This is a genomic window from Streptomyces sp. NPDC046862, assembly GCF_040704615.1.
Classification (GTDB): Bacteria; Actinomycetota; Actinomycetes; order Streptomycetales; family Streptomycetaceae; genus Streptomyces.
This window is the reverse complement of the sequence record NZ_JBEYXP010000012.1, coordinates 178,726-205,042: the sequence shown is the minus strand read 5'-3', so window position 1 is coordinate 205,042 and position 26,317 is coordinate 178,726. Positions and strand designations below refer to the sequence as shown.

Annotated in this window: 23 protein-coding genes, 3 tRNA genes and 1 pseudogene; 7 read left to right on the top strand and 20 right to left on the bottom strand. The window is 66.6% G+C overall.

Translation table 11 applies throughout. From position 1 onward, the window contains the following. Positions 1–106 precede the first annotated feature (106 nt). The 11 genes from AB0959_RS16165 to AB0959_RS16115 form a co-directional block, all read right to left on the bottom strand. Positions 107–4,006, bottom strand: a complete 3,900-nt coding sequence (locus tag AB0959_RS16165) for a DNA-directed RNA polymerase subunit beta' (RefSeq protein ID WP_366827033.1) — start codon at positions 4,004–4,006, stop codon at positions 107–109. A 118-nt stretch (positions 4,007–4,124) separates the two neighbouring features. Then, positions 4,125–7,610: a DNA-directed RNA polymerase subunit beta gene (rpoB, locus tag AB0959_RS16160; RefSeq protein WP_366827032.1), complete on the bottom strand. Its 3,486-nt coding sequence runs from the start codon at positions 7,608–7,610 to the stop codon at positions 4,125–4,127. Positions 7,611–8,213: 603 nt separating this feature from the next. After that, complete coding sequence (gene rplL, locus AB0959_RS16155; RefSeq protein WP_366827074.1) at positions 8,214–8,597, bottom strand: 50S ribosomal protein L7/L12; 384 nt, start codon at positions 8,595–8,597, stop codon at positions 8,214–8,216. A 122-nt stretch (positions 8,598–8,719) separates the two neighbouring features. Beyond that, on the bottom strand, positions 8,720–9,250 hold the full coding sequence (gene rplJ, locus AB0959_RS16150) for a 50S ribosomal protein L10 (RefSeq protein ID WP_366827031.1): 531 nt from the start codon (positions 9,248–9,250) through the stop codon (positions 8,720–8,722). A 336-nt stretch (positions 9,251–9,586) separates the two neighbouring features. Beyond that, positions 9,587–10,450 (bottom strand): DUF1396 domain-containing protein, encoded by an 864-nt coding sequence (locus AB0959_RS16145; protein WP_366827030.1) that lies wholly within the window; start codon positions 10,448–10,450, stop codon positions 9,587–9,589. A gap of 90 nt (positions 10,451–10,540) precedes the next feature. Then, a complete protein-coding gene (locus AB0959_RS16140; protein ID WP_366827029.1) occupies positions 10,541–11,440 on the bottom strand; it encodes a hypothetical protein in 900 nt (299 codons plus the stop codon). 173 nt (positions 11,441–11,613) lie between these two features. After that, positions 11,614–12,339 (bottom strand): 50S ribosomal protein L1, encoded by a 726-nt coding sequence (rplA, locus tag AB0959_RS16135; RefSeq protein WP_366827028.1) that lies wholly within the window; start codon positions 12,337–12,339, stop codon positions 11,614–11,616. 81 nt (positions 12,340–12,420) lie between these two features. After that, a complete protein-coding gene (gene rplK / locus AB0959_RS16130; RefSeq protein ID WP_019756559.1) occupies positions 12,421–12,855 on the bottom strand; it encodes a 50S ribosomal protein L11 in 435 nt (144 codons plus the stop codon). A gap of 157 nt (positions 12,856–13,012) precedes the next feature. Then, positions 13,013–13,867, bottom strand: coding sequence for a transcription termination/antitermination protein NusG (gene nusG, locus AB0959_RS16125; protein ID WP_366827027.1), 855 nt, complete (start codon positions 13,865–13,867; stop codon positions 13,013–13,015). A 77-nt stretch (positions 13,868–13,944) separates the two neighbouring features. Then, positions 13,945–14,229: a preprotein translocase subunit SecE gene (gene secE / locus AB0959_RS16120; protein ID WP_366827026.1), complete on the bottom strand. Its 285-nt coding sequence runs from the start codon at positions 14,227–14,229 to the stop codon at positions 13,945–13,947. A 116-nt stretch (positions 14,230–14,345) separates the two neighbouring features. After that, positions 14,346–14,418, bottom strand: a tRNA-Trp gene (locus AB0959_RS16115). A 351-nt stretch (positions 14,419–14,769) separates the two neighbouring features. On the opposite strand from AB0959_RS16115, the gene AB0959_RS16110 reads away from it, so the two are divergent. Next, complete coding sequence (locus AB0959_RS16110; protein WP_366827025.1) at positions 14,770–15,996, top strand: pyridoxal phosphate-dependent aminotransferase; 1,227 nt, start codon at positions 14,770–14,772, stop codon at positions 15,994–15,996. 140 nt (positions 15,997–16,136) lie between these two features. Beyond that, entirely contained in the window at positions 16,137–17,177 is a 1,041-nt protein-coding gene (locus AB0959_RS16105) for an adenosine deaminase (protein WP_366827024.1), read from the top strand. A 37-nt stretch (positions 17,178–17,214) separates the two neighbouring features. Here AB0959_RS16105 and AB0959_RS16100 read toward each other — a convergent pair whose 3' ends face one another. The 6 genes from AB0959_RS16100 to AB0959_RS16075 all read right to left on the bottom strand — a co-directional run bounded on the left by AB0959_RS16100 (position 17,215) and on the right by AB0959_RS16075 (position 19,880). Further along, positions 17,215–18,270 (bottom strand): UDP-N-acetylmuramate dehydrogenase, encoded by a 1,056-nt coding sequence (locus tag AB0959_RS16100; protein ID WP_366827023.1) that lies wholly within the window; start codon positions 18,268–18,270, stop codon positions 17,215–17,217. Between the two features lie 82 nt (positions 18,271–18,352). After that, complete coding sequence (locus AB0959_RS16095; protein WP_366827022.1) at positions 18,353–18,781, bottom strand: MaoC family dehydratase; 429 nt, start codon at positions 18,779–18,781, stop codon at positions 18,353–18,355. Between the two features lie 4 nt (positions 18,782–18,785). Beyond that, positions 18,786–19,271 carry a MaoC family dehydratase N-terminal domain-containing protein gene (locus tag AB0959_RS16090; RefSeq protein ID WP_366827021.1) on the bottom strand — a complete coding sequence of 162 codons (486 nt, stop codon included), beginning with the start codon at positions 19,269–19,271 and terminating at the stop codon, positions 18,786–18,788. 163 nt (positions 19,272–19,434) lie between these two features. Then, a complete protein-coding gene (gene rpmG, locus AB0959_RS16085; RefSeq protein ID WP_003948671.1) occupies positions 19,435–19,599 on the bottom strand; it encodes a 50S ribosomal protein L33 in 165 nt (54 codons plus the stop codon). Between the two features lie 89 nt (positions 19,600–19,688). Next, positions 19,689–19,761: transfer RNA gene (locus AB0959_RS16080), tRNA-Met, on the bottom strand. A gap of 46 nt (positions 19,762–19,807) precedes the next feature. Further along, positions 19,808–19,880 (bottom strand) — tRNA-Thr (locus tag AB0959_RS16075). Positions 19,881–20,181: 301 nt separating this feature from the next. Between AB0959_RS16075 and AB0959_RS16070 the strand changes: the two genes are divergently transcribed. Together AB0959_RS16070 and AB0959_RS16065 are read left to right on the top strand one after the other, a co-directional pair. Beyond that, positions 20,182–21,465: an amidohydrolase family protein gene (locus tag AB0959_RS16070; RefSeq protein ID WP_366827020.1), complete on the top strand. Its 1,284-nt coding sequence runs from the start codon at positions 20,182–20,184 to the stop codon at positions 21,463–21,465. A 187-nt stretch (positions 21,466–21,652) separates the two neighbouring features. Next, the gene (locus AB0959_RS16065; protein WP_366827019.1) at positions 21,653–22,309 is read left to right on the top strand and encodes an SDR family oxidoreductase; all 657 of its coding nucleotides are present in this window, start codon (positions 21,653–21,655) and stop codon (positions 22,307–22,309) included. An 86-nt stretch (positions 22,310–22,395) separates the two neighbouring features. Here the strand turns inward: AB0959_RS16065 and AB0959_RS16060 are convergent, their stop codons facing one another. The 3 genes from AB0959_RS16060 to AB0959_RS16050 all read right to left on the bottom strand — a co-directional run bounded on the left by AB0959_RS16060 (position 22,396) and on the right by AB0959_RS16050 (position 23,776). Next, entirely contained in the window at positions 22,396–22,602 is a 207-nt protein-coding gene (locus AB0959_RS16060) for a hypothetical protein (RefSeq protein ID WP_366827018.1), read from the bottom strand. 107 nt (positions 22,603–22,709) lie between these two features. Further along, positions 22,710–23,042: a peptidoglycan-binding domain-containing protein gene (locus tag AB0959_RS16055; RefSeq protein WP_366827073.1), complete on the bottom strand. Its 333-nt coding sequence runs from the start codon at positions 23,040–23,042 to the stop codon at positions 22,710–22,712. Between the two features lie 365 nt (positions 23,043–23,407). After that, positions 23,408–23,776 carry a DUF6009 family protein gene (locus AB0959_RS16050; protein ID WP_366827017.1) on the bottom strand — a complete coding sequence of 123 codons (369 nt, stop codon included), beginning with the start codon at positions 23,774–23,776 and terminating at the stop codon, positions 23,408–23,410. Positions 23,777–24,145: 369 nt separating this feature from the next. Here AB0959_RS16050 and AB0959_RS16045 point away from each other — a divergent pair, with 369 nt between their 5' ends. The 3 genes and pseudogenes from AB0959_RS16045 to AB0959_RS16035 form a co-directional block, all read left to right on the top strand. After that, positions 24,146–24,664 (top strand): TIR domain-containing protein, encoded by a 519-nt coding sequence (locus AB0959_RS16045; protein WP_366827016.1) that lies wholly within the window; start codon positions 24,146–24,148, stop codon positions 24,662–24,664. A 5-nt stretch (positions 24,665–24,669) separates the two neighbouring features. Further along, entirely contained in the window at positions 24,670–25,539 is an 870-nt protein-coding gene (locus tag AB0959_RS16040; protein ID WP_366827015.1) for a macro domain-containing protein, read from the top strand. Positions 25,540–25,592: 53 nt separating this feature from the next. Next, a pseudogene (locus AB0959_RS16035) lies at positions 25,593–25,970 on the top strand (toll/interleukin-1 receptor domain-containing protein); the annotation flags it as partial. Positions 25,971–26,317 lie beyond the last annotated feature (347 nt).

Sequence of the window (26,317 nt, the reverse complement as noted above, 5' to 3'; positions counted from 1 at the left end):
CGGCCACGTCCTGCGGGCTTACCCGTCCCAGTCCACTTCACGAGGCTGAACACGCCGAAGGGCGGTCACCCCACCGGGTGACCGCCCTTCGTCTCAAGCGACTCGCTTACTGGTTGTACGGACCGTAGTCGTAGTCCTCCAGCGGCACGGCCTGGCCGGAGCCCGTGCCGAACGGCGAGTAGTCGATGTCGTCGTAGCCCACGGCCGAGTACATCGCGGCCTTGGCCTCCTCGGTCGGCTCGACCCGGATGTTGCGGTAGCGGGACAGACCCGTACCGGCCGGGATGAGCTTACCGATGATGACGTTCTCCTTGAGGCCGATCAGGGAGTCGGACTTGGCGTTGATCGCCGCGTCCGTGAGGACCCTGGTCGTCTCCTGGAAGGACGCCGCCGACAGCCAGGACTCGGTCGCCAGCGAGGCCTTGGTGATACCCATGAGCTGCGGACGACCGGAGGCCGGGTGACCGCCCTCCTGGACCACACGACGGTTCTCGGTCTCGAACTTCGAGCGCTCCACGAGCTCACCGGGCAGCAGCTCGGCGTCGCCGGACTCGATGATCGTCACACGGCGCAGCATCTGCCGGATGATGATCTCGATGTGCTTGTCGTGGATCGACACACCCTGCGAGTTGTAGACCTTCTGGACCTCGCCGACCAGGTGGACCTGGACGGCACGCTGACCCAGGATGCGCAGCACGTCGTGCGGGTTGGTGGCACCCACGGTGAGCTGCTGGCCGACCTCGACGTGGTCGCCCTCACGGACCAGGACCTTGGCACGCTTCGAGATCGGGAACGCCGTCTCGTCGCTGCCGTCGTCCGGGGTGACGACGAGCTTCTTGGTCTTCTCGGTCTCCTCGATACGGACTCGGCCGGAGGCCTCCGAAATCGGGGCGACACCCTTGGGCGTACGGGCTTCGAAGAGCTCGACGACACGGGGCAGACCCTGGGTGATGTCGTCACCGGCCACACCACCGGTGTGGAAGGTACGCATCGTCAGCTGGGTACCGGGCTCACCGATGGACTGGGCGGCGATGATGCCGACCGCCTCACCGATGTCGACCAGCTTGCCGGTGGCCAGCGAGCGGCCGTAGCACATGGCGCAGGTGCCGACCTGGGACTCACAGGTCAGGATCGAGCGGGTCTTCACCTGCTCGATGCCGTGGTGCACCAGCTGGTCGATGAGCACGTCGCCCAGGTCCACGTTGGCCGGCGCGATCACCTTGCCGTCGATGACGACGTCCTCGGCGAGCATGCGGGCGTAGACGCTGGTCTCGACGTCGTCGGTCTTGCGCAGCGTACCGTCGGCGCCGCGCTCGGCGATCTTCAGCTTCAGACCGCGCTCGGTACCGCAGTCCTCCTCGCGAATGATGACGTCCTGGGAGACGTCGACCAGACGACGGGTGAGGTAACCCGAGTCGGCGGTACGGAGGGCCGTGTCCGCCAGACCCTTACGAGCGCCGTGCGTCGAGATGAAGTACTCCAGCACCGACAGGCCCTCGCGGAACGAGGCCTTGATCGGACGCGGGATCGTCTCGTTCTTGGCGTTCGACACCAGACCACGCATACCGGCGATCTGACGCATCTGCATCATGTTGCCTCGTGCACCCGAGTTCACCATCATGAAGATCGGGTTGGTCTTCGGGAAGTTCTCGTTCATCGCCTCGGCGACCTCGTTGGTCGCCTTGGTCCAGATCGCGATGAGCTCCTGCGTGCGCTCGTCCTTGGTGATCAGACCGCGCTCGTACTGCTTCTGGACCTTCTCGTCCTGCGCCTCGTAGCCCTTGACGATCTCCTTCTTCGCCTCGGGAACGACGACGTCGGAGATGGCCACGGTGACGCCGGAACGGGTCGCCCAGTAGAAGCCGGAAGCCTTCAGGTTGTCGAGCGTCGCCGCCACGATGACCTTGGGGTAGCGCTCGGCGAGGTCGTTGACGATCTCGGAGAGCTGCTTCTTGCCGACCTCGTAGTCGACGAACGGGTAGTCCTCGGGCAGCAGCTCGTTGAAGAGCGCGCGGCCCAGCGTGGTGGTCAGCCGGAAGCTGTCACCCTGCTGCCACTCCGGCTCGCCCTCTTCCTGGGCCGGCGGGGTCCAGCCGCGCGGCGGGATGGTGCCCACCGGGAAGCGGATGTCCACCTTCGACTGCAGCGAGAGCTCGCCGGCGTCGAACGCCATGATCGCCTCGGCCACGGAGGAGAAGGAGCGCTCCTCGCCCTTGACCTCGCGCATCTCGCCGTCGGTGGTGAGGAAGAACAGACCGAGGACCATGTCCTGGGTCGGCATCGTCACCGGACGGCCGTCGGCGGGCTTGAGGATGTTGTTCGAGGACAGCATCAGGATGCGGGCCTCGGCCTGCGCCTCCGCGGACAGCGGCAGGTGCACGGCCATCTGGTCACCGTCGAAGTCCGCGTTGAACGCGGTGCAGACGAGCGGGTGGATCTGGATGGCCTTGCCCTCGACCAGCTGCGGCTCGAAGGCCTGGATGCCGAGGCGGTGCAGCGTGGGCGCACGGTTCAGCAGAACCGGGTGCTCCGCGATGACCTCTTCCAGCACGTCGTACACGACCGTGCGGCCGCGCTCGACCATGCGCTTGGCGCTCTTGATGTTCTGCGCGTGGTTCAGGTCGACCAGACGCTTCATCACGAACGGCTTGAACAGCTCCAGCGCCATCGCCTTCGGCAGACCGCACTGGTGCAGCTTCAGCTGCGGACCGACGACGATCACGGAACGCGCGGAGTAGTCCACACGCTTACCGAGCAGGTTCTGACGGAAGCGACCCTGCTTACCCTTCAGCATGTCGCTGAGGGACTTCAGCGGGCGGTTACCGGGACCGGTCACCGGGCGGCCGCGACGACCGTTGTCGAAGAGGGCGTCAACAGCCTCCTGAAGCATGCGCTTCTCGTTGTTGACGATGATCTCCGGGGCACCGAGGTCCAGGAGCCTCTTCAGACGGTTGTTGCGGTTGATCACACGGCGGTACAGGTCGTTCAGGTCGGAGGTCGCGAAGCGGCCACCGTCCAGCTGCACCATCGGGCGAAGGTCCGGCGGGATGACCGGCACGCAGTCGAGCACCATGCCCTTGGGGCTGTTGCTGGTCTGCAGGAACGCGGAGACGACCTTCAGGCGCTTGAGCGCACGGGTCTTCTTCTGGCCCTTGCCGGTACGGATGATCTCGCGGAGGCGCTCGGCCTCCTCGTCCAGGTCGAAGGACTCCAGGCGCTTCTGCAGCGCCGCGGCGCCCATCGAGCCGTCGAAGTACGTGCCGAAGCGGTCACGCAGCTCGCGGTAGAGGAGCTCGTCGCCCTCCAGGTCCTGGACCTTGAGGTTCTTGAACCGGGTCCACACCTCGTCGAGACGGTCGATCTCGCGCTGCGCACGGTCGCGCAGCTGCTTCATCTCGCGCTCGGCACCCTCGCGCACCTTGCGGCGCACGTCGGCCTTGGCGCCCTCGGCCTCCAGCTCGGCCAGGTCGGTCTCGAGCTTCTTGGCGCGGCCTTCGAGGTCGGAGTCGCGGCGGTTCTCGATCTGCTGCCGCTCGACGGAGACGTGCGCCTCCAGGGAGGGCAGGTCACGCGTGCGGCGCTCCTCGTCGACGTACGTGATCATGTACGCCGCGAAGTAGATGACCTTCTCGAGGTCCTTGGGAGCCAGGTCGAGCAGGTAGCCCAGACGGCTCGGGACGCCCTTGAAGTACCAGATGTGCGTGACGGGAGCGGCCAGTTCGATGTGGCCCATCCGCTCACGGCGCACCTTCGCGCGCGTGACCTCGACGCCACAGCGCTCGCAGATGATGCCCTTGAAGCGGACGCGCTTGTACTTGCCGCAGTAGCACTCCCAGTCCCGGGTGGGGCCGAAGATCTTCTCGCAGAAGAGTCCGTCCTTTTCGGGCTTGAGCGTGCGGTAGTTGATCGTCTCGGGCTTCTTGACCTCGCCGTGGCTCCACTGACGGATGTCGTCAGCGGTGGCCAGGCCGATCCGGAGCTCGTCGAAGAAGTTGACGTCGAGCACTATGCGTCAATCCCTCTCAGGGTTGTAAGTCTTGGGGTCTGAAACGGGGGTCCCGGGGCCGGCGGACCTTTGCCTCTGTGAGTCGCCTCTGTGAGTCAAAAGGCCCGCCGAACTCCCGTCAGACCTCTTCGACGCTGCTCGGCTCACGCCGGGACAGGTCGATGCCGAGCTCCTCCGCAGCGCGGAAGACGTCCTCGTCGGTGTCGCGCATCTCGATGGACATACCGTCGCTGGACAGCACCTCCACATTCAGGCACAGGGACTGCATCTCCTTGATGAGCACCTTGAAGGACTCGGGGATGCCGGGTTCGGGGATGTTCTCGCCCTTGACGATGGCCTCGTAGACCTTCACGCGGCCGGTGACGTCGTCGGACTTGATGGTCAGCAGCTCCTGGAGGGCGTACGCGGCGCCGTACGCCTCCAGCGCCCACACCTCCATCTCGCCGAACCGCTGGCCACCGAACTGGGCCTTACCACCCAGCGGCTGCTGGGTGATCATCGAGTACGGACCGGTCGAGCGGGCGTGCAGCTTGTCGTCGACCAGGTGGTGCAGCTTCAGGATGTACATGTAGCCGACCGAGATCGGCTCCGGGAACGGCTCGCCGGAGCGGCCGTCGAACAGCGGCGCCTTGCCGGACGGGAGCACCATGCGCTCGCCGTCGCGGTTCGGGATCGTGTGGTTCAGCAGGCCCGCGAGCTCGTCCTCGCGCGCACCGTCGAAGACGGGGGTCGCGACGTTCGTGCCCGGGTCGACCCGGTCGGCCTCGATGGCCTGCAGGCGCTGCGCCCAGTCGTCCGCGAGGCCGGAGACGTCCCAGCCGCGGCTGGCGAGCCAGCCGAGGTGGATCTCCAGAACCTGTCCCGGGTTCATTCGGGACGGCACACCCAGCGGGTTGAGGATGATGTCGACCGGGGTGCCGTCCTCCAGGAACGGCATGTCCTCGATCGGCAGGATCTTCGAGATGACGCCCTTGTTGCCGTGACGGCCGGCGAGCTTGTCACCGTCGGTGATCTTGCGCTTCTGCGCCACGTACACGCGCACCAGCTGGTTCACACCGGGGGGAAGCTCGTCGCCCTCCTCGCGGTCGAAGACGCGGACGCCGATGACCTTGCCGGTCTCGCCGTGCGGCACCTTCAGCGAGGTGTCACGGACCTCACGGGCCTTCTCACCGAAGATCGCGCGCAGCAGGCGCTCCTCCGGCGTCAGCTCGGTCTCACCCTTGGGGGTCACCTTGCCGACGAGGATGTCGCCGGCGATGACCTCGGCACCGATGCGGATGATGCCGCGCTCGTCGAGGTCGGCGAGGACCTCCTCGGAGACGTTCGGGATGTCCCGGGTGATCTCCTCGGGGCCGAGCTTGGTGTCACGGGCGTCGACCTCGTGCTCCTCGATGTGGATCGAGGAGAGGACGTCGTCCTGCACGAGGCGCTGCGACAGGATGATCGCGTCCTCGTAGTTGTGACCCTCCCACGGCATGAACGCCACGAGCAGGTTCTTGCCGAGCGCCATCTCGCCGTTCTGGGTGGCCGGACCGTCGGCGAGGACCTGGCCCTCGATGATCCGGTCGCCCTCGTTGACGATGACCTTCTGGTTGACCGAGGTGCCCTGGTTGGAGCGGGCGAACTTGGCCAGGCGGTACGTGATGTACGTGCCGTCGTCGTTGGCGGTGGTGATGTAGTCCGCGGAGACCTCCTGGACCACACCCGCCTTCTCGGCCTTGACCACGTCGCCGGCGTCGGCGGCGGAGCGGTACTCCATGCCGGTGCCGACGAGCGGGGACTCGGACTTGATGAGCGGCACGGCCTGACGCATCATGTTCGCGCCCATGAGGGCACGGTTGGCGTCGTCGTGCTCCAGGAACGGGATCATGGCGGTCGCGACCGACACCATCTGGCGCGGCGAGACGTCCATGTAGTCCACGTCGTCACCGGCGACGTAGTCGACCTCGCCGCCACGGCGGCGCACCAGGACGCGCGCCTCGACGAAGCGGAAGTCGTCGTTCAGCGTGGCGTTGGCCTGCGCGATGACGAACCGGTCCTCTTCGTCGGCCGTGAGGTAGTCGACCTCGTCGGTGACCTGACCGTCGACGACCTTGCGGTACGGCGTCTCGATGAAGCCGAACGCGTTGATGCGGCCGTACGAGGCGAGCGAACCGATCAGACCGATGTTCGGGCCTTCGGGCGTCTCGATCGGGCACATGCGGCCGTAGTGCGACGGGTGCACGTCGCGGACCTCGAAGCCGGCCCGCTCACGGGAGAGACCACCCGGGCCGAGGGCGTTGAGACGACGCTTGTGCGTCAGGCCCGACAGCGGGTTGTTCTGGTCCATGAACTGGGACAGCTGGCTGGTGCCGAAGAACTCCTTGATGGAGGCGACGACCGGCCGGATGTTGATCAGGGTCTGCGGCGTGATCGCCTCGACGTCCTGCGTGGTCATGCGCTCACGCACGACGCGCTCCATACGGGCGAGACCCGTACGGACCTGGTTCTGGATCAGCTCGCCGACGTTGCGGATACGGCGGTTGCCGAAGTGGTCGATGTCGTCGGTCTCGACGATGATCTCGCGACCCGACTCGGCGACCGTCTCGGTCTCACCGGCGTGCAGCTTCACCAGGTACTTGATGGTGGCGATGACGTCGTCGGTGGTGAGCACGCCGGCGTCCAGCGGCTCGTTCGCACCGAGCTTCTTGTTCACCTTGTAGCGGCCGACCTTCGCCAGGTCGTAGCGCTTGGGGTTGAAGTAGAGGTTCTCCAGCAGCGTCTGCGCGGCCTCACGCGTGGGGGGCTCGCCCGGGCGCAGCTTGCGGTAGATGTCGAGCAGCGCGTCGTCCTGGCCCTGGGTGTGGTCCTTCTCCAGGGTGGCGCGCATGGACTCGTACTCGCCGAACTCCTCGAGGATCTGCTCGGTCGTCCAACCGAGAGCCTTGAGCAGGACGGTGACGGACTGCTTGCGCTTGCGGTCGATGCGCACACCGACCATGTCGCGCTTGTCGATCTCCATCTCCAGCCAGGCACCGCGCGACGGGATGACCTTGGCGGAGAAGATGTCCTTGTCGGACGTCTTGTCGATCGAGGAGTCGAAGTAGACACCCGGCGAACGGACCAGCTGCGAGACCACGACACGCTCGGTGCCGTTGATGACGAACGTGCCCTTGTTCGTCATGAGCGGGAAGTCGCCCATGAAGACGGTCTGGGACTTGATCTCGCCGGTCTCGTTGTTGGTGAACTCGGCCGTGACGAAGAGGGGCGCGGCGTACGTGAAGTCGCGCTCCTTGCACTCGTCGATGCTGTTCTTCGGCGGCTCGAAGCGGTGGTCGCGGAACGTCAGCGACATCGACCCGGAGAAGTCCTCGATCGGGGAGATCTCCTCGAAGATCTCCTCCAGACCGGACTTGGTGGGGACGTCCTGACCGGACTCCAGAGCCTCCTCGACCCGACTCTGCCAAGCGGTGTTGCCGAGCAGCCAGTCAAAGCTCTCGGTCTGCAGCGCGAGCAGGTTGGGAACCTCGAGAGGCTCCTTGATCTTTGCAAAGGAAATGCGCAGCGGGGCGGTGCTGGCGCCGTTGTTCGTATTCGCGTTCGAGGCAGTGCGCGAGGCGGCCAAGAGGGGGTCCTTCCGAGGGCTCGGACTCACTACGCGCGTACCGGCCCCTCGAGCGGGCACAGAGATAGAAATCCCAGGTCAGAGACAGTTCTATCGTCGGTGCTCGAGCGAGGGCATGTTCCTGGTGACGGGCAGGAAGCAGCTAACAGGCAGCGCAAAGGGTCAGTGTAGCCACTTGGCTCACTGATGTCCAGTGCGGGTTTGCGGACCCTCGAAAACCCTCGTTGTTCGTCAACACCTGCGACAAGCCACGCCCTCGATGCACATCGATACTTCCCTCTCCGTCGCCGATCCATGCCTCGGATGCGGATCGTTGTGACGACGCGTCCTGAGAATTGCGCGCTGCGTGCGGTTCGTCAAGGCCCCCCATGCCCGAGCCCGGTGCTGCGATCGTCACTCGCAGCGGATCACCGGGGGTGCCCGGAGGCACAACGAAGATCACCATACTCGTCGGAACCCACAGTGCAAGGCAGCCGTCCGACGACGTCAGGAACGCCGAAGGGCGACCACCCACTTGGATGATCGCCCTTCAGTGCGTTCGCGTTACAGCCCTACGGAAAGAGCTGTGCGGCGTACAGGAGTCCGTGCGGACCCGCGAAGGTCTTACTTGACCTCGACGGAGGCGCCGGCGCCCTTGAGGGACTCGGCGGCCTTCTCGGCGGCGTCCTTGGCGACCTTCTCGAGAACGGGCTTCGGGGCGCCGTCCACGAGGTCCTTGGCCTCCTTCAGACCCAGGGAGGTCAGCTCGCGCACGACCTTGATGACCTGGATCTTCTTGTCGCCCGCACCGGTGAGGATGACGTCGAACTCGTCCTTCTCCTCCTCGGCCTCGACCGGGGCGCCCGGGGCACCCGGAGCGGCAACGGCGACCGCGGCGGCGGCGGTGACGTCGAACTTCTCCTCGAACGCCTTCACGAACTCGGAGAGCTGGATGAGGGTCATGCCCTCGAACTCGGCGAGCAGTTCGTCCTGGGTGAGAGCCACGATGGCTTTCCTTCCACTAATTCGGCTGGTGCCGGATGTACATGTCTGGCGGGCGTACGTTCGGCCCGCTACGACCCCCTGCCTGCGGCGGGCTGCCTCAGGCGGCGGTCATTTCGCGAGCCGAGTTACTCGGCACCGCCCTGCTCGTCCTGCTTGGCACGAAGCGCGTCCACGGTGCGGACGAGCTTCGACGGGAGCGCCTGGAAGACCTGAGCAGCCTGCGTCTGCTTGCCCTTCAGGGCGCCCGCCAGCTTGGCGAGCAGAACCTCGCGGGACTCGAGGTCCGCAAGCTTCTTGATCTCGTCGGCGGACAGCGCCTTGCCGTCAAGGACACCGCCCTTGATGACGAGAGCGGGGTTGTCCTTGGCGAAGTCACGCAGACCCTTCGCCGCCTCGACCGGGTCACCGGTCACGAAGGCGACGGCCGTCGAGCCACTGAGGTGCTCGTCCAGCACGGAGATCCCGGCCTCCTGGGCCGCGATCTTGGTGAGCGTGTTCTTCACCACTCGGTACTGAGCGTTCTCGCCGAGAGAACGGCGGAGCTGCTTGAGCTGCGCCACGCTCAGCCCGGTGTAGGACGTCACAACAGCGGCGTTGGAGTTACGGAGCTTCCCCGTGATCTCCTCAACGGCATCGACCTTGTCGGGTGTCGCCATGAGCCTCGGCCTCCTTCCGGGTGATGAGGACCGCTCGGAAGGGGCTGGGATAAACGAAACGCCCCGGCGCAGGCGCACGGGGCATAGCTCAACCGGACGAATTCCGTTGGATCACGGAAACGGCCCAGGAGCTCTTCCACAGTCACCTGCGCGGGTCGTCCGCAGTTCAGCGGATCCTTCGGCCGCCGGGCCCTCTCACGAGCACCACGGCAACGACCAGCGGTCTTTGGCTTCCCCGGAAGCGTACGGGAACGGATCGCTGTCAAGCAAATCCGCGCGGCTGCGCCTCCGGGAGGGACGCAGCCGCGGGCGCGCGAGCGCGGCCGCCGGGGGCCGTCAGCCCTGCTGAACCGCCTTCATCATCTCCGCGAGGTCCATCGTGTCCTTGGCCGGCGGGGCCTTGACGGTCACCGGCTTGTTGTAGTCGAGGAACGTGATGGTCATGTCGAGCGGGCCCTTGTCGGCGTCGCCCTTCATGCGGAACTGCTTGGTGTGGTCCTCGCCGTCGATCCACATGTGCATCGCGAGGCTCTTGACGCCCATCTTCTCGTACTGCTCCAGGGCCTTCTCGCGCTGCTCCCGGGTCTTCTTGTCCTCGTCCTTCAGGGACGCGCGGAACTCGTCGAGAGTGACCGTGCCCTTGTAGTGGGTGGTCTTGACGCCGTCGACGGTCTCGGTGCCGACCTCCTCCACGTCCTTGGAGCCAGTGAGCAGGGTGGACTCCTGCGCCGGGTTCTTGTCGGCCTGTCCGGCGCCCACCGACTCGCCGCCCAGGGCGTCGGCGTCCTTGCCGAGCGCGGCCATGTCGAACTTGATCCAGCTCTTCCCGTCCATCTCCTTCGCGGCCGCGGCGCCCCCGTCGATGTACATGGCCTTGTCCACGAGCCGGATCTCGACCTGGTTGTCCGTGGGCTGGTCGAGTGCCGTCATCTTCATGCTCATGGCCACCGTGGGCTTCATGCGCATCTGCGCCTCGCCCTTGATGCGGCCCTCCTCCGGGACCTTGCCGGTCACCCGGTAGCGCAGGGACGTGATGTCCTCCGCGTTCTTCGCCGCCTTCGCCACGGCCGCCGCGGGGGTCATCTTCGGCGACTCCCCCTCCGTCTTGCCGCAGGCGACCGCTCCCCCACCGAGTACCAGCGCGGCGAGTGCCGTCCCGGTCGCCCCGCGCCGCACGGATCCGCGCACAGAAATCCCCATGTTTCCCCCCTGGAAATACTTTGTTCGATTCACAGACAAGACCGCGAGCGTATCCCAGGGGGATTCCCGTGTCCCCGGAGTTTCAGAGCCCTACACCGCCGGCTGCTTGCCCAGCAGCTCGGTGAAGTCCACCGTGTCCCCGGCCGGAGGCGTCTGGGTGGAGACCTTCACGCCGTAGTCGCTGTAGTACGCCGTCTGGGACATCGTGCCGGACGTCATCTCGCCCTTCTCGACCTTCTTGACCAGCAGATCCCTGTCGTTGACCCAGATGTCGATGGTCTCCGTGGTGATCTGGGCCCGCTGCAGCTGCTTCTTCAGGTCGGCGAGCTGCTTCTCGGTCAGGTCGGAGTTCTTCTCGGCGAGATCCGCGACCTCGACCGTGCCCGAGTAGTGCGTGGTCTTCTCACCGCGCACGGTCTCCTCGCCGACCTTCTTCACGTCGCCGGAGGCGAGCAGGAGCTTCACCGACTGGTTCGGCGTGGTGTTCTGCATCTGGTCCTTCATGTACGCACCCGAGCCGCCCGCCGCTTCCGCCAGGGCGTCGTAGTCGTACTTGATCCAGTGCTTGCCGCCCGCCTGGTCCGCGAAGGTGTCGCCCATCCGCGCGTAGTAGGCGTCGGGCAGGTAGCGGGCCTCCATCGTGGTGGTGCCCATCTGGCGCATCTGGTCGGCCATCGTGCCGCCGGTGTACTCGATGGTCATCGTGCCGGTGTAGCCGTCGGACCAGTCGAGGGCGCCGTCCGCCGCCATGGACATCATGGTGCCCATCGTGGTCGTGGACTTCACGCGCGCGGAGTCGGCGCTGGACGTGGACTTCTCCGCCAGGCGCAGGGCCGCGAGGGGGCCCACGGCCGCCCCGCCCTCGCGGCCCGCCCTGTCGTCCTTGCCGGAGCCCCCGGAGGACTCCGGGGAGCTGCACGCGGCCGCTCCCGCCAGCGCGGTCACCACCGCGATCGAAACGGCCACCCGGCGCACGGATGTGCTGGTCATTCGTCCCTACCCCCCTGAGATTCCCGTGCTGCGCACGCTAGCGCAGAGCACCGACACTCGTACGCGTGCCAAAAACGTGTGCCAGAAAAGGGACGAGCCCCGCACCTCGAAAGGTTGCGGGGCTCGCTGACCGGAACGCGTTGCGCGACCGACTACCGAACTGGGCGCGGGGCTCAGACGGCGGCCGGGTCCTCCTCGACGAGGAGGTTGCGGGTGCGGTTGGGGTCGAGCGGAATGCCGGGGCCCATCGTGGTGGTGAGGGCGGCCTTCTTGATGTAGCGACCCTTCGCGGCGGACGGCTTGAGACGGGTGATCTCCTCCAGCGCCGCGGCGTAGTTCTCCACCAGCTTGGTGTCGTCGAAGGACGTCTTGCCGATGATGAAGTGCAGGTTCGAGTGCTTGTCGACGCGGAACTCGATCTTGCCGCCCTTGATGTCGTTGACAGCCTTGACGACGTCCGGGGTCACGGTGCCGGTCTTGGGGTTCGGCATGAGGCCACGGGGACCGAGCACACGGCCGAGACGGCCGACCTTGCCCATGAGGTCCGGGGTGGCGACGACGGCGTCGAAGTCCAGACGGCCCTTCGACACCTCGTCGATCAGTTCGTCGGAGCCGACGATGTCGGCGCCCGCGGCACGCGCGGCCTCGGCACGGTCACCGGTCGCGAAGACCAGGACCCGGGCGGTCTTACCGGTGCCGTGCGGGAGGTTCACGGTGCCACGGACCATCTGGTCGGCCTTGCGCGGGTCGACACCCAGACGGAAGGCGACCTCGACGGTGCCGTCGAACTTGGACGTGGAGGTCTCCTTGGCGAGACGGACGGCCTCGAGCGGGGCGTACAGCTTCTCCCGGTCGATCTTGGCGTCCGCAGCGCGGAGAGCCTTGCTGCGCTTGCTCACAACTGCTCCTGTGTGTTCTGAAAGGAGTCGTGGTACAGGCCGAGCAGGCCCTGCCACGGTGTTTCTTTACGGGGGTTGAGGTCAGCCCTCGACCGTGACGCCCATGGAACGCGCGGTACCGGCGATGATCTTCGCGGCGGCGTCCAGGTCGTTGGCGTTGAGGTCGGGCAGCTTGGTCTGGGCGATCTCGCGGACCTGCGCCTCGGTGATCTTGGCGACCTTGGTCTTGTGCGGCTCGCCGGAGCCCTTCTCCACGCCCGCGGCCTTGAGGATCATCTTGGCGGCCGGCGGCGTCTTGGTGATGAAGGTGAAGGAGCGGTCCTCGTAGACCGTGATCTCCACCGGGATGACCCAACCGCGCTGCGACTCGGTCGCGGCGTTGTAGGCCTTGCAGAACTCCATGATGTTGACGCCGTGCTGACCCAGCGCCGGGCCGACCGGCGGGGCCGGGTTCGCGGCACCAGCCTGGATCTGGAGCTTGATGAGCCCCGTGACCTTCTTCTTCTTGGGAGGCATTGCTCTCCGGGTCCTTTCGATTCGAGTGCGCCTCCGACCGGGTCGCGTCCCGGATGGAGGCATACCGCACAACGATAACGGGTATAGATGCGCGGCCAAAAACCGAGCAGGTCAGACAAGCTCCGGGAGCCTGCCTGACCTGCTCGGAAGCTGTGTGCTAGTTCTTCTGGATCTGGTCGAAGCTCAGCTCGACCGGCGTCTCGCGGCCGAAGATCTCGACGAGGCCCTTGACCTTCTTCGAGTCGGCGTTGATCTCGTTGATGGTCGCCTGGAGCGTGGCGAACGGGCCGTCGGTGACGGTGACCGAGTCGCCGACCTCGAAGTCGAGCACCTGCACCTCGACCTTGCGGGCGGGAGCCGGCTTGCCCTCGGCCTCGGCGGCCTCGCGAGCGGCCTTCTCCTCGGCCTCCGGGGCGAGCATCTTGACGATCTCGTCGAGCGTCAGCGGGTACGGGTCGTAGGCGTTGCCCACGAAGCCGGTGACGCCGGGCGTGTTGCGGACGACGCCCCAGGACTCGTTCGTCAGGTCCATGCGCACCAGGACGTAGCCCGGGAGCTTGTTCTGACGGATGGTCTTGCGCTCGCCGTTCTTGATCTGCGCGACCTCTTCCTGCGGCACCTCGGCCTGGAAGATGAAGTCCTCGACGTTCAGCGAGACGGCGCGCTGCTCCAGGTTGGTCTTCACGCGGTTCTCGTAGCCGGCGTACGTGTGGATGACGTACCACTCGCCGGGCAGGGTCCGCAGTTCCTCGCGCAGGGCGGCGACGGGGTCGACGGGCTCGGCCTCCTCTTCGGCGGCCTCCTCCGCGGCCTCCTCTTCGGTGGCCTCCTCGACCTCGTCCTCGTCCTCGACGTGCAGGGCGGCTTCCTCAGCCGGCTCCCCCGCCTCGGCTTCGGCAGCCTCGAACTCGTCGACCTCGTCCGCTCCCTCGACGATGTCGAGCTCGTCGTCCGCGGACTCGACACCTTCTCCACGAGGCTCGATGGCGTCGTTCACGTTCGGGTCAGACACGGTGGCTGCTTCTTCCTGGATTCATGGCGGTGGAACACGCGAAAGGGGCGCCGGGTACGGCGCCCTTCGCTTTCGGCTCAGCCGAAGACGTACTTGGCGGCCTTGTCGAGTCCGAAGTCAATCACAGTCACCAGACCGATCATGATGACGACGAAGACAATCACCACGGTCGTGTACGTCGTCAGCTGCGAGCGGGTCGGCCAGACGACCTTCCGGAGCTCCGCGACGATCTGGCGGTAGAACGTTGCCAGTCGCTTGAACGGGCCCTTCTTACCGCGCTTGCCGCCCTTGCGGGCCTTCTTGGACTCCGGCGCCTCATCCTGGGCATCAGGCATGTCGATGGAGCCCACGGCGTCCGTCACTCGTCCTCACCTGATTCCGGGTCGTGGCCGTGCCGCGCCCGGTCTGAGCCGCACGGCGGTGCATTCCTGCTGTACGTACATGCGCACACACACATCCTGGCGTAAGGAGTGTGTAGCAGGGCCGGAGGGACTTGAACCCCCAACCGCTGGTTTTGGAGACCAGTGCTCTACCAATTGAGCTACGACCCTTTGGTTCCCCCCAAACGTACCGCATCCGCCCGAGTGCTCGGTGTGCACCCAGTGAGCGCGGCCGGTGGAGGCCAACGAGGTGAGAGTGTACGTGGTCCGGAGCCGGGCGTCGAACAGAAAGTGTTCTCAGGGGCGTTGTCGGTCGCGGTTTTGCCGGTGCGTGGCTCGCAGACGGGCGTGTTTTCGGTCTCCCCGGCCGCTGCCGTCCGGTCGGCCGCCCCGGCCCGTGCACACTGGCTGCAGCGGCTCGGTCCGCCTGTGTGACGGCCCTGTCGCGCATCTGTTCACCGCCATGACCAGTCCGTGAAACCCGCGTGCCGCGGGCGTTTCGTGTCTGAAACGATGGGGTCCATGAGCGCTGCAACCCCTCCCACCGAGCGCCGGGTCTCCGCCCGAGTCGGCGCGATCTCCGAGTCCGCCACCCTCGCCGTGGACGCCAAGGCCAAGGCCCTCAAGGCCGCCGGGCGTCCGGTGATCGGCTTCGGCGCCGGTGAGCCCGACTTCCCGACGCCGGACTACATCGTCGAAGCGGCCGTCGAGGCCTGCAAGAACCCGAAGTACCACCGCTACACGCCGGCGGGGGGTCTGCCCGAGCTGAAGGCCGCGATCGCCGCGAAGACGCTGCGGGACTCGGGTTACGAGCCCGACGTCTCCCAGATCCTGGTCACCAACGGCGGCAAGCAGGCCATCTACGAGGCCTTCGCCGCGATCCTCGACCCGGGTGACGAGGTCATCGTCCCGGCGCCGTACTGGACGACCTACCCGGAGTCGATCCGCCTCGCCGGCGGCGTCCCGGTCGAGGTCGTCGCGGACGAGACCACGGGCTACCGGGTCTCGGTCGAGCAGCTGGAGGCCGCGCGCACGGAGAAGACCAAGGTCGTCCTCTTCGTGTCGCCGTCCAACCCGACCGGCTCCGTCTACAGCGAGGCCGAGACCGAGGCGATCGGCCGCTGGGCCGTCGAGCACGGCCTGTGGGTCCTCACCGACGAGATCTACGAGCACCTGGTCTACGGCGACGCGGTCTCCGTGTCCCTCCCCGCGCTCCTGCCGGAGCTGCGCGACAAGTGCATCGTGGTCAACGGCGTCGCCAAGACGTACGCCATGACCGGCTGGCGCGTGGGCTGGGTCATCGGCCCGAAGGACGTCGTCAAGGCCGCGACCAACCTCCAGTCGCACGCCACGTCCAACGTCTCGAACGTCGCCCAGGTGGCCGCGATCGCCGCCGTCTCCGGTGACCTGGACGCCGTCGCGAAGATGCGCGAGGCCTTCGACCGCCGCCGCCGGACCATCGTCCGGATGCTCAACGAGATCGACGGCGTGCTCTGCCCGGAGCCCGAGGGCGCCTTCTACGCGTACCCCTCCGTCAAGGCCCTCGTCGGCAAGGAGATTCGCGGCAAGCGTCCGCAGAACACCGTCGAGCTGGCCGCGCTCATCCTGGAGGAGGCCGAGGTCGCGGTCGTCCCGGGCGAGGCGTTCGGCACGCCGGGATACCTGCGGCTGTCGTACGCGCTGGGTGACGAGGATCTCGTAGAGGGCGTGAGCCGCGTCCAGAAGCTCTTGTCCGAGGCGCGGGACTGACGTTTTTCGCGCTCTGCGCGCGGGGACGCGACTACTCACGTGAGTAGTCGCGTCCCCTTTTTTTCGTGTTTGCGTGCGAGCAAGACCACGATCGGGGAAAGCGCTACCGATACGTAATCCCCGTACGGCAGGATCCTGGGATGGAGCACGTACGTGATGTCTCTGAGCTGCCGAAGGCTCATCTGCACCTGCACTTCACCGGGTCGATGCGGCCCGGAACCGTCCTCGAACTCGCCGACAAGTACGGCGTGCGGCTGCCCGAGTCCCTGACGGACGCACTGACCAGCGGGGAGCCGCCGAGGCTGCGGGCGACGGACGAGCGGGGCTGGTTCCGCTTCCAGCGGCTGTACGACGCGGCGCGGTCCTGCGTCAGAGAGCCCGAGGACATCCAGCGGCTGGTGCGCGAGGCGGCCGAGGAGGACCTCCGGGACGGCTCCGGCTGGCTGGAGATCCAGGTCGACCCCACCTCGTACGCGCCCCGGCTGGGCGGGCTCATCCCGGCCCTGGAGATCATCCTGGACGCGGTGGACAGGACCGTCCGCGACACCGGTCTCGGGATGCGCGTCCTCGTCGCCGCGAACCGCATGAAGCACCCGCTGGACGCGCGCACGCTGGCCCGGCTGGCCGTGCGGTACGCGGACCGCGGGATCGTCGGTTTCGGGCTCTCCAACGACGAGCGGCGGGGCATGGCACGGGACTTCGACCGGGCGTTCGCGATCGCGCGCGACGGCGGGCTTCTGGCGGCGCCGCACGGCGGTGAGCTGACCGGCCCGTCGTCGGTCCGGGACTGCCTGGACGACCTGCACGCCTCGCGGATCGGGCACGGGGTGCGCGCGGCGGAGGACCCGCGGCTGCTGAAGCGGCTCGCCGAGCGGGGGATCACCTGCGAGGTGTGCCCGGCCTCCAACGTCGCGCTCGGCGTCTACGAGAAGCCCGAGGACGTACCCCTGAGGACTCTGTTCGAGGCCGGGGTTCCGATGGCGCTCGGCGCGGACGACCCGCTGTTGTTCGGTTCACGCGTCGCGGCCCAGTACGAGATCGCCCGCCACCACCACGGCTTCACGGACGAGGAGCTTGCCGAGCTGGCCCGTCAGTCGGTACGCGGCTCGGCGGCTCCGGACGACGTCAAGGAGAAGCTGCTGTCGGGGGTCGAGGACTGGCTCGCCGCCCCGGCCGGCTGAAGCGGGTGACGGCCGGCTGAAGCGGGTGACGGCCGCCTCAGAGGCTGACGCCCACCGTCACGGGCTCGTTCACGAGAGTGATCCCGAAGGCGTCCCGGACGCCCGCGACGACCTCCCGGGCGAGGGCCAGCAGGTCCTCGGTGGTCGCGCCCCCGCGGTTGGTCAGGGCCAGCGTGTGCTTGGTGGAGATACGGGCCGGACCGGTGCCGTAGCCCTTGGTGAAGCCCGCCTTGTCGATCAGCCAGGCCGCCGAGGTCTTGGTGCGGCCCTCGCCCGCCGGATAGGCGGGCGGGACGGCTCCGTCGCCCAGGCGCTCCCGCACGCGCGCGTGGAACACGGCGAAGTCCTCGTCGGTGAGGATCGGGTTGGTGAAGAAGGACCCGGCCGACCAGGTGTCGTGATCCTCGGGGTCGAGCACCATGCCCTTCCCGGAGCGCAGCTTCAGCACCGCCTCGCGGGCGGCCGCGAGGGGCACGCGGTCGCCCGGTTCGACCCCGAGGGTCCGGGCCGTCTCGGCGTACTTGATCGGAGCCGACAGCCCGTCGGCGTCCTCCAGCTCGAAGCGGACGCGCAGCACGACGTATCGCCGGGGGTCGGCCTTGAAGCGGCTGTGCCGGTACGAGAAGACGCAGTCGGCGTTCGCGACGGTGACCGTCTCGTGGGTGACGCGGTCGTAGGCGACCACTTCGGTGATGGTGGAGGAGACCTCCTGCCCGTACGCGCCGACGTTCTGGATCGGCGTAGCGCCCGCCGAGCCGGGGATTCCGGCGAGGCACTCGATGCCCGCGAGTCCGGCCTCGACGGTGCGGGCGACGGCGTCGGTCCACACCTCGCCGGCCGCCAGCTCCAGCTGTGTGCCGTCGAGCGCGAAGCCCTTGGTCGCGATGACGAGCGCGGTCCCGGCGAACCCCTTGTCACCGATGACCAGGTTGGATCCGCCGCCGATGAGCAGCAGGGGTGTACCGGAGTCGTCGGCCTCACGGACGGCGGAGATCACTTCCGCGTCGGTCGTCGCGGTGATCAGCCGGTCCGCGGGACCGCCGAGCCGGAAGGTTGTCAGGGGAGCGAGCGGGGCGTCGTGGAGTTCCTGCACGGGCACAAGGGTACGAGACGGCGTAGTAAGGGGTGCCCTGCCATGGAGGACACCCCTTACAAGCCCTGACAAGCGCGCCGCTCTAGGCGAGCCGTACGACCGCCCGTGACATGCCGAGCACCTTCTGGCCGGCGCTCATGACGGTCAGGTCGACGCGGACGGTGTCGTCGTCGAGCTTGGCCGCGACCTTGCCGCTGACCTCGATGGTCGCGCCCTCGTCGTCGTTCGGGACGACCACGGGCCGGGTGAAGCGGACCCCGTACTCCACGACCGCGGCCGGGTCGCCCGCCCAGTCGGTGACCACCCGGATCGCCTCGGCCATGGTGAACATGCCGTGCGCGATGACGTCGGGCAGTCCGACCTCCTTGGCGAACTTCTCGTTCCAGTGGATCGGGTTGAAGTCGCCGGAGGCGCCCGCGTACTGCACGAGCGTGGCGCGGGTGACGGGGAAGGTCCTGGCGGGCAGTTCCGTGCCGACCTCGACGTCCGCGTACTGGATCTGTGCCGTCATCGGCTCACGCCTGCCCTTCTGCCGCGGCCTTGTCGTCGGCCGCGTCGTCCTCCGCACGGGCGACGAGCTTGGTCCAGGCGGTCACCACGTGCTCGCCCGCCTCGTCGTGGACCTCGCCCCGGATGTCCAGGATGTCGTTGCCGGCCATGGACTTGATCTTCTCGATGGTCGAGATGACCGTGAGCCGGTCGCCCGCGCGCACGGGACGCGTGTACACGAACTTCTGGTCGCCGTGCACGACGCGGCTGTAGTCGAGACCCAGCTGGGGGTCCTGGACGACCTGTCCCGCGGCCTTGAAGGTGATCGCGAACACGAAGGTGGGTGGAGCGATCACGTCGGGGTGCCCGAGCGCCTTGGCGGCCTCCGGGTCCGTGTACGCCGGGTTGGTGTCCCCCACGGCCTCCGCGAACTCGCGGATCTTCTCCCGGCCGACCTCATAGGGATCGGTGGGCGGATAGGACCGCCCCACGAACGACTGGTCGAGCGCCATGGGCTCGGCACCTCCTGATGTCTTGCTGTGGTGGTTCAGCGAACGACCGCTCGCCGGCGCCCTGCCTGACAGCGCCCTGCCTGATAACGAGCGTTCGCCACAGTGGCCGAAACGACGCGAGGCCGCCCCCTGTTACGGGGACGGCCTCGCGTACGAGCCTGTTTTATCGCGTCTCGCGGTGCGCGGTGTGCGCGTTGCAACGCGGGCAGTGCTTCTTCATCTCAAGACGGTCCGGGTTGTTACGCCGGTTCTTCTTGGTGATGTAGTTCCGCTCCTTGCACTCCACGCAGGCCAGCGTGATCTTCGGGCGGACGTCGGTGGCAGCCACGTGAGTGCTCCTTGACGAACGGATGGAATTGGCTTAACGCAAGAAGAGTAGCCGATCGAAGGACCGACCCCACAATCGGCTACTGTCTGTAGCGGTGACCGGACTTGAACCGGTGACACAGCGATTATGAGCCGCTTGCTCTACCGACTGAGCTACACCGCTTCGATGCGATCGATCCCCGCCTCGCGACGGGAACCCCTCACACCAGAGCCCCAATACGGAATCGAACCGTAGACCTTCTCCTTACCATGGAGACGCTCTGCCGACTGAGCTATTGGGGCGAGCGATGAAGACATTACACGCCCCACCGCCGTTCCCCCAAATCCGTTTCGAGGCCCCCACCCAGGCCCCCGCCGGGACGCTTCACCGCCCTCGGCCACCTCACATGTCACGGCCGCCATCGCCCTGGACCAGGAGGGCAAGCCGTCGGGACCGTCCCCGATCACACCCCGCAGACGCGGAGGACCACACCGGTACGACTATTCCGCTCCTCCCTGAAGCCGGCGGTCCGCCGCCCTAGGCTCGACTCACTCTGCGTGATCTTGCGCGTCCTCCTCGCGCACGGCCTACCCCAGGAGTGCGATGCCCGACAGTCAGCCGCAGCCCTCCTCTTCCGCGTCGAACCCTTCATCGGGCTCCGCGTCGGGACAGCCCGAGGGATCCGCCCTGCTGTTGTGCGGGGCGCGGCTCACCGACGGCCGGACCGTGGACGTACGGCTGTGCCGCGGACGCATCGAGGCGGTGGGCACGGCGGGGAGTCTGGCGGGCGGAGGGGGCGGCGGCCCCGGCGGGCACTCCGCGCGCGTGGACCTCGGCGGCTACCTGCTGCTGCCGGCCCCGGCCGAGCCGCACGCACACGGCGACACGGCACTGTCGGCCGACGCCGACGGACCGGTCTCGTACGACACCGAGGACGTCCAGCGGCGGTCCACCGAGGCGGCGCTGCTCCAGCTCGGCCACGGGACGACGGCCCTGCGCTCGCACGTCCACGTGGGCGACGTACAAGGGCTTGGCGCGCTGGCGGCGGTGCTCCGGGCGGGGCGGTCGCTGCGCGGCATGGTCGAGCTGACGACGGTGGCGATGCCGCGGCTGCTGACCGGCGTCGCGGGGGCCGACGGGCTCGCGATGCTGCGGGACGCGGTGAAGATGGGCGCCTCCGTGGTGGGCGGCCGTCCGGATCTGGACCCTGATCCCACGGGGTACGTGGAGGCGGTCCTGGAGATCGCCTCCGAACAGGGCTGCCCGGTCGACCTGCACGTCGACGGCTCCGACCCGGCGCGGCTCAGCCGGCTCGCCGCGATGGCGGGCGGCCTGCGGCCCGGGGTGGCGCTCGGTCCGTGCGGCGGGCTCGAGCGCCTGCCCGCCGAGGCGGCGGCGCGAGCGGCGGACCAGCTCGCGGCGGCGGGGATCAGTGTGGTGTGCCTCCCTCAGGGCGGCTGCGGGGGCGCGGACGACCGGGGCACGGCTCCCGTACGGCTGCTGCGCGCGGCCGGAGTACGGGTCGCGGCGGGCAGTGGCGCCCTGCGTGACGTGTCGAACCCGGTGGGGCGCGGCGATCCGCTGGAGGCGGCGTACCTGCTGGCCTCCCGCCACGGCCTGCGGGCCGAGGACGCGTACGACACGGTGAGTACGTCGGCGCGGAGGGTTCTGGGGCTCCCCGAGGTGCGGGTGGAGGCGGGTTTCCCGGCGGAACTCCTCGCTGTTCGGGGCGACCGGCTCTCGGGGGCGCTCTCACTGGCGTACAGCCGGATCGTGGTGCACCGGGGGCGCGTGGTGGCACGGACCAGCGCGGTGCGCGAGTACTGCAACTCGGCGGCGGCCGCGGCACTGGACCTGCCCAGACAGGGCCGGGGCGAGCCGTCTTAAGGGCTTCTGAGGGCCGGAGGGCGGGGGCTCTCGCGGGCGACTCGCGGGCGACTCTCGGGGACGGCGGGGGCTCTCGGGGGCGGCCTCTCGGGGGTGGCGGAGCCGGTCGGCGTCGGGTCGGAGTCGGGTCGGAGTCGGTCGGCAAGCCATGCGGCGGATGGGTCCGGTCGGGCGTACGGTCGAAGACATGCGCATTGTTATCGCTGGGGGTCATGGTCAGATCGCGCTGCGGCTGGAGCGGCTGCTCGCCGGGCGCGGCGACGAGGTCGCGGGCATCATCCGCCGTCCCGAACAGGGCGACGACCTGCGGCTGGTCGGTGCCGAACCGGTGCTGTGCGACCTGGAGTCGGCCACGGTCGAGCAGGTCGCCGCGCATCTGCAGGGCGCGGACGCGGCCGTCTTCGCGGCGGGCGCGGGCCCGGGCAGCGGAGCGGCCCGCAAGGACACCGTGGACCGCGACGCCGCCGTGCTCTTCGCGGACGCCGCGGTACGGACGGGCGTACGCCGCCACATCGTGGTGTCGGCGATGGCCGCCGACCCGGATCACCAGGGTGACGACGTCTTCGACGCGTACCTGCGCGCCAAGGGCAAGGCCGACGAATACGTCCGGAAGCAGAGCGCCCTGGACTGGACGATCCTGCGCCCCGGTTCGCTGACGAACGACCCCGGTACCGGCCTCGTCCGCCTGGAGGCCTCAACGGGGCGCGGCTCGATCCCGCGCGACGACGTGGCCACCGTCCTCGCGGAACTGGTGGACACCCCGGCCACAGCCGGCCTGACCCTGGAACTGATCAGCGGCTCGACGCCGGTGTCGGTGGCGGTGAAGTCGGTGGCGGGCAACTGAGGCCGAGCCTGAGGCCGAGCCGCGGGATGGCTTCGCGGATGCGGTGAGCACGTCTGCGACGATGCGGTGAGCACCTCTGCGACGCCTCAGAACAGCGGCAGTTGGCCAGGGAAGTCGGGAACCACGTACCCGTCCAGCGTCGGCTGGGCCGCTCCCGCCTCCGCCTGCCTGCGCGACCCGGGACACGACACCAGCCCACCGTTCGACCCCGGCGGATCATGGCGCGCGAACCGCCCGGCGACCACGGCGATCTCGCGACGACACTCGGGGCACCTTCTGCGACGCGACGACATGGTCTCAGTGTGCCCTCAGTGTGTCCGGCGGGCCCTGCCACAGGAGTTGGGTCGCACAGGAGTCAGGAGTCAGGAGTTGGGAGGCGGGCCGGTGGCGAACGGTCGGATCAGCAGACGGTGTCCGTCGAGTTGGCCCAGAAGACCAGGAAGGACCACGTCTGGGCGCCCACGACCCCGTCCACGGTGATGCCGGCGCAGTGCTGGAACCGCAGTACCGCCGATTTGGTGACCGACCCGAAGTCGCCGTCCACGTCCAGGTTTCCGCTACTCATGGCGTTGTTGAGATAGCACTGGGCCTGCTGGACAGCGCGTCCTGAGGAGCCGATCTGCAGCGTTGGACGCTGTTTGGTGAAGTTGCAGACATCCTGGGATCCGTGCTCGGGCAGCACCGCACTCGCCGACGTCGCACGAGGCGCCTCCGACTGGGCGCTGTGAGGCACTGCCAAGGCCGTGCCTCCCCCAAAGACGAGAGAGGCGACCAGAGTCACGCTGGGAAACACGTGTCGCATGTTCATCACCTCCAAACGACGCACCCCCAGTACCACCGTGCCCTTTCACCCCACTGGTCGCATCCCGAAAAGGCATGCTGAAGGAGGGCGAGGAAAGATGGCATGACGAAGGGCCCGTGACCTGCTCCTACAGCAGGTCACGGGCCCTTCGTTCCCGTGTGGCGGCGCCAGGATTCGAACCTGGGAAGGCTGAGCCGGCAGATTTACAGACCGCGCGGCAGACAGGACCTGACTAGGGGATTCCGCCGCAGAGCGCCCTAGTGCCCCACGTGTGCCCCAGAGGCTGAGTCAGATGCCTAGCCCTCAGACAGTGGAGCCCCCCACGCGCGCTCAGTGAGTTCCCCCCAGACGCCCGGAGCTACTGTCCGTGGGTCAACTGCCTCACTCGGCGCGGTGCGGCTATACGTACCGTTCGGCTGTTCGGACCTGTCGTGCTCCTTGACCCAAAAGACCCGCCGAACGAAGTTGCCGGGCACATCTCCACTCGGAGCATCGGGACGAAGCACGGCGTAGCCGACCCGCCGCCCGGTGCCTCGCCAAGGGACGGGGCGCCGGCGCGTCGCGGCAGATAGTTCAACGGACTGCCGAACATAGTCGAACTGCTCAATGTCCTCTGTCCATACGATGCCGTCCTCGTGCTCAAGAGCCTTACGGTTCTCCCCCACTGGTTCCTCCCGCTGTTGGCAGTCAGAACATCAGTGTGACCGCTTCGGCCTGGCAGACCATCTACTTCTGGCCCTTGTACACGGGCACCGCGATCCCGATCGACAGCCGGCGGTCGCGGATGGGGCTGGGCACGCGGGTCTAGCTGGCTTAACACCATGAGGGCGCGGCAGTCAGCCGCGCCCTCATGGTCGTTGGTGGTCGCCGTTGGCCGGCCTCGGACGGCCCGGCTCTCAGCCATCCTGTCTAGTCCCCCGTAGTGCCGCATTGTTCCGAAGTATCTGGCGGTGCCGTCTGCCATGGTCTAACGTCGTCCCATTAAGCGGGTTCCGTCGCAGTGGCGTTACGGAGCGGCAGGAAAGTGGGGGGCTATGGCTTATCGCAACAAGACTTACGTTGCCTTCGCCAGCGAAGATATTCACTGCTACCGCCTCATGGAGGCATGGCGCGACAACGTGAATATTGATTTCGATTTCTTCGATGCGCACGATATAAATATTGCCCTCGACACGAGCCACCCGGATACGATCCGTCGCAGGTTGGGCGAGCGACTCTCTAACACAAAGCAGACGGTAGTCCTTCTGAGTGACACTACCCGCCCCAAAGCCGCCAGACCTTCGAGCTTTCTGTATTATGAGATCGAGGCCATTAAGCGCCGAAATCTTCCAGTTGTCTTTGCTAACCTCAACGGCTCCAGGTCTATCCAGTCGGCGAAAATTCCGTCGACGCTGAGCGAACATTATTCGATCAGCGTCTCCTTCCAACCAACCATAATTGCGCATGCGCTCAACGAATACGTTGCCGCATTCACAAGCAACATCGTCAGCGCGACACCAAAAATCGGACCACATTTTTACAAGAAATCCGCCTACGAGCGACTGGGCCTCTGATTATCATGCATGACCTGGGTCAACTGTTCAGGACTCAGAGAGGCCTGACGCTTTTTTCACAGAACACGCTCGGAGCTTTCGGTCTTCTTTCCGCTGTTCTGCAGGTAGCTCTTGCCCTTTGGGGGGACGTCCGGCCGTCCACTTCACAGCGTTGGATCCTACTCGCAGCGCTCCTCGCTGCCTCACTGGTCTTCGGCATAATCAGATCCTGGCCTCAGCGCAGCGTGTCCCGGTCTTTCTCCAACCCTGACATGACCGTAACGGTAAAGGTGGGGGATCTCTTCGAGCAGCCCTCCCATCTCATAGTCGGCTTCACTGATACCTTTGATACGGATCTTACGGACGGTCTCGTCATCTCTCCCGAGAGCGTCCAAGGCCAGTTCCAAAAAAAAGTATACGCGGGGGACACCTTAAAGCTTGATGACGACTTGTCAGATCGACTCAGCAGCGTCCCTGCACGAACTAGCGAAAGCAGATCAGACAAGCCGAACGGAAAGCTGACACGCTACCCTATATCTACCGTGGTAACACTCGGAGAACCTTCACAGCACTACTTCTGCGTCGCCTACTCCGAGATGCAGAACGATCTTATCGCGAAATCTAATGTTGACTACTTGTGGAGAAGTCTAGACGCTGCATGGAACGCTGTTTACCTCCACGCCCAAAGGAAGACCGTCTCAATGCCGATCATCGGATCGGAGTTGGCGCGAGTGTCCTGCTTGAACAGAGAAAGCCTACTCAAGATGATTGCCCTTTCTTTCGTGGCACGCTCAAGACAGGACCCAGTGTGTAAGCACCTTCAAATCGTAGTCCACCCGAAAGACTACGACCACATAAACATGCTGGAAATTGACGCTTTTCTTCGCACTCTCTAGAAAGAAGCGGGCCCGTACGTATTGCTGCCCAGTTGAGCTTGCGCAATACGTGAGTGCGAATACGGCACCTGACGGAGGAAGTCTTGGATAACGCCTTGAAAGTATTTCTGAGCTGGTCTGGAGACCGCGCCAAGGCGATGGCACTGGCACTCAAGACATGGCTCCCTGATGTAATCCAGGCCGTAGAACCGTGGGTTTCTCCTCAGGACATCATGAAGGGAAGTCGGGGCCTGAGAGACATAGCCGACGAACTCTCAGAGTCGCGCTACGGGATCATTTGCGTCACACCGGAGAATCAAAACTCACCGTGGGTTAATTTCGAAGCTGGCGCGCTTTCTAAGGAGATCGACGAGTCTCTCGTCAGCCCTCTTTTGCTCGACATGAGCCCCGCAGACCTGACTGGCCCTCTGTCACAGTTCCAGGCCACTGATAGCGCGTCCAAGGACGACGTGCATAAGCTTATGCGAGACATTAACACAGCTCTAAAAGGAGCTGGCATACCGACAGAAAGGCTGGACAGGGCTTTCGAGCGCTCTTGGCCAGACCTGAACTCAGAGCTAGCGAAGATTCGAAAGGCACCCGGGAGCGCACGGGCTCACTCCTCCCGCAGTAACGCGGATATTCTGGCAGAACTGTTGGTTCTCATCCGGCAGCAGGAACGACGCCTAGTAGACATTGAGGATGCAGTCCGCTACTCACGAAGCGGCGTGCAGAGAGTAACCGTGGAGAGGCCAGCTTACAGAGTGGCATCTGTTGCGCCAGACGGCGGTATTGACCA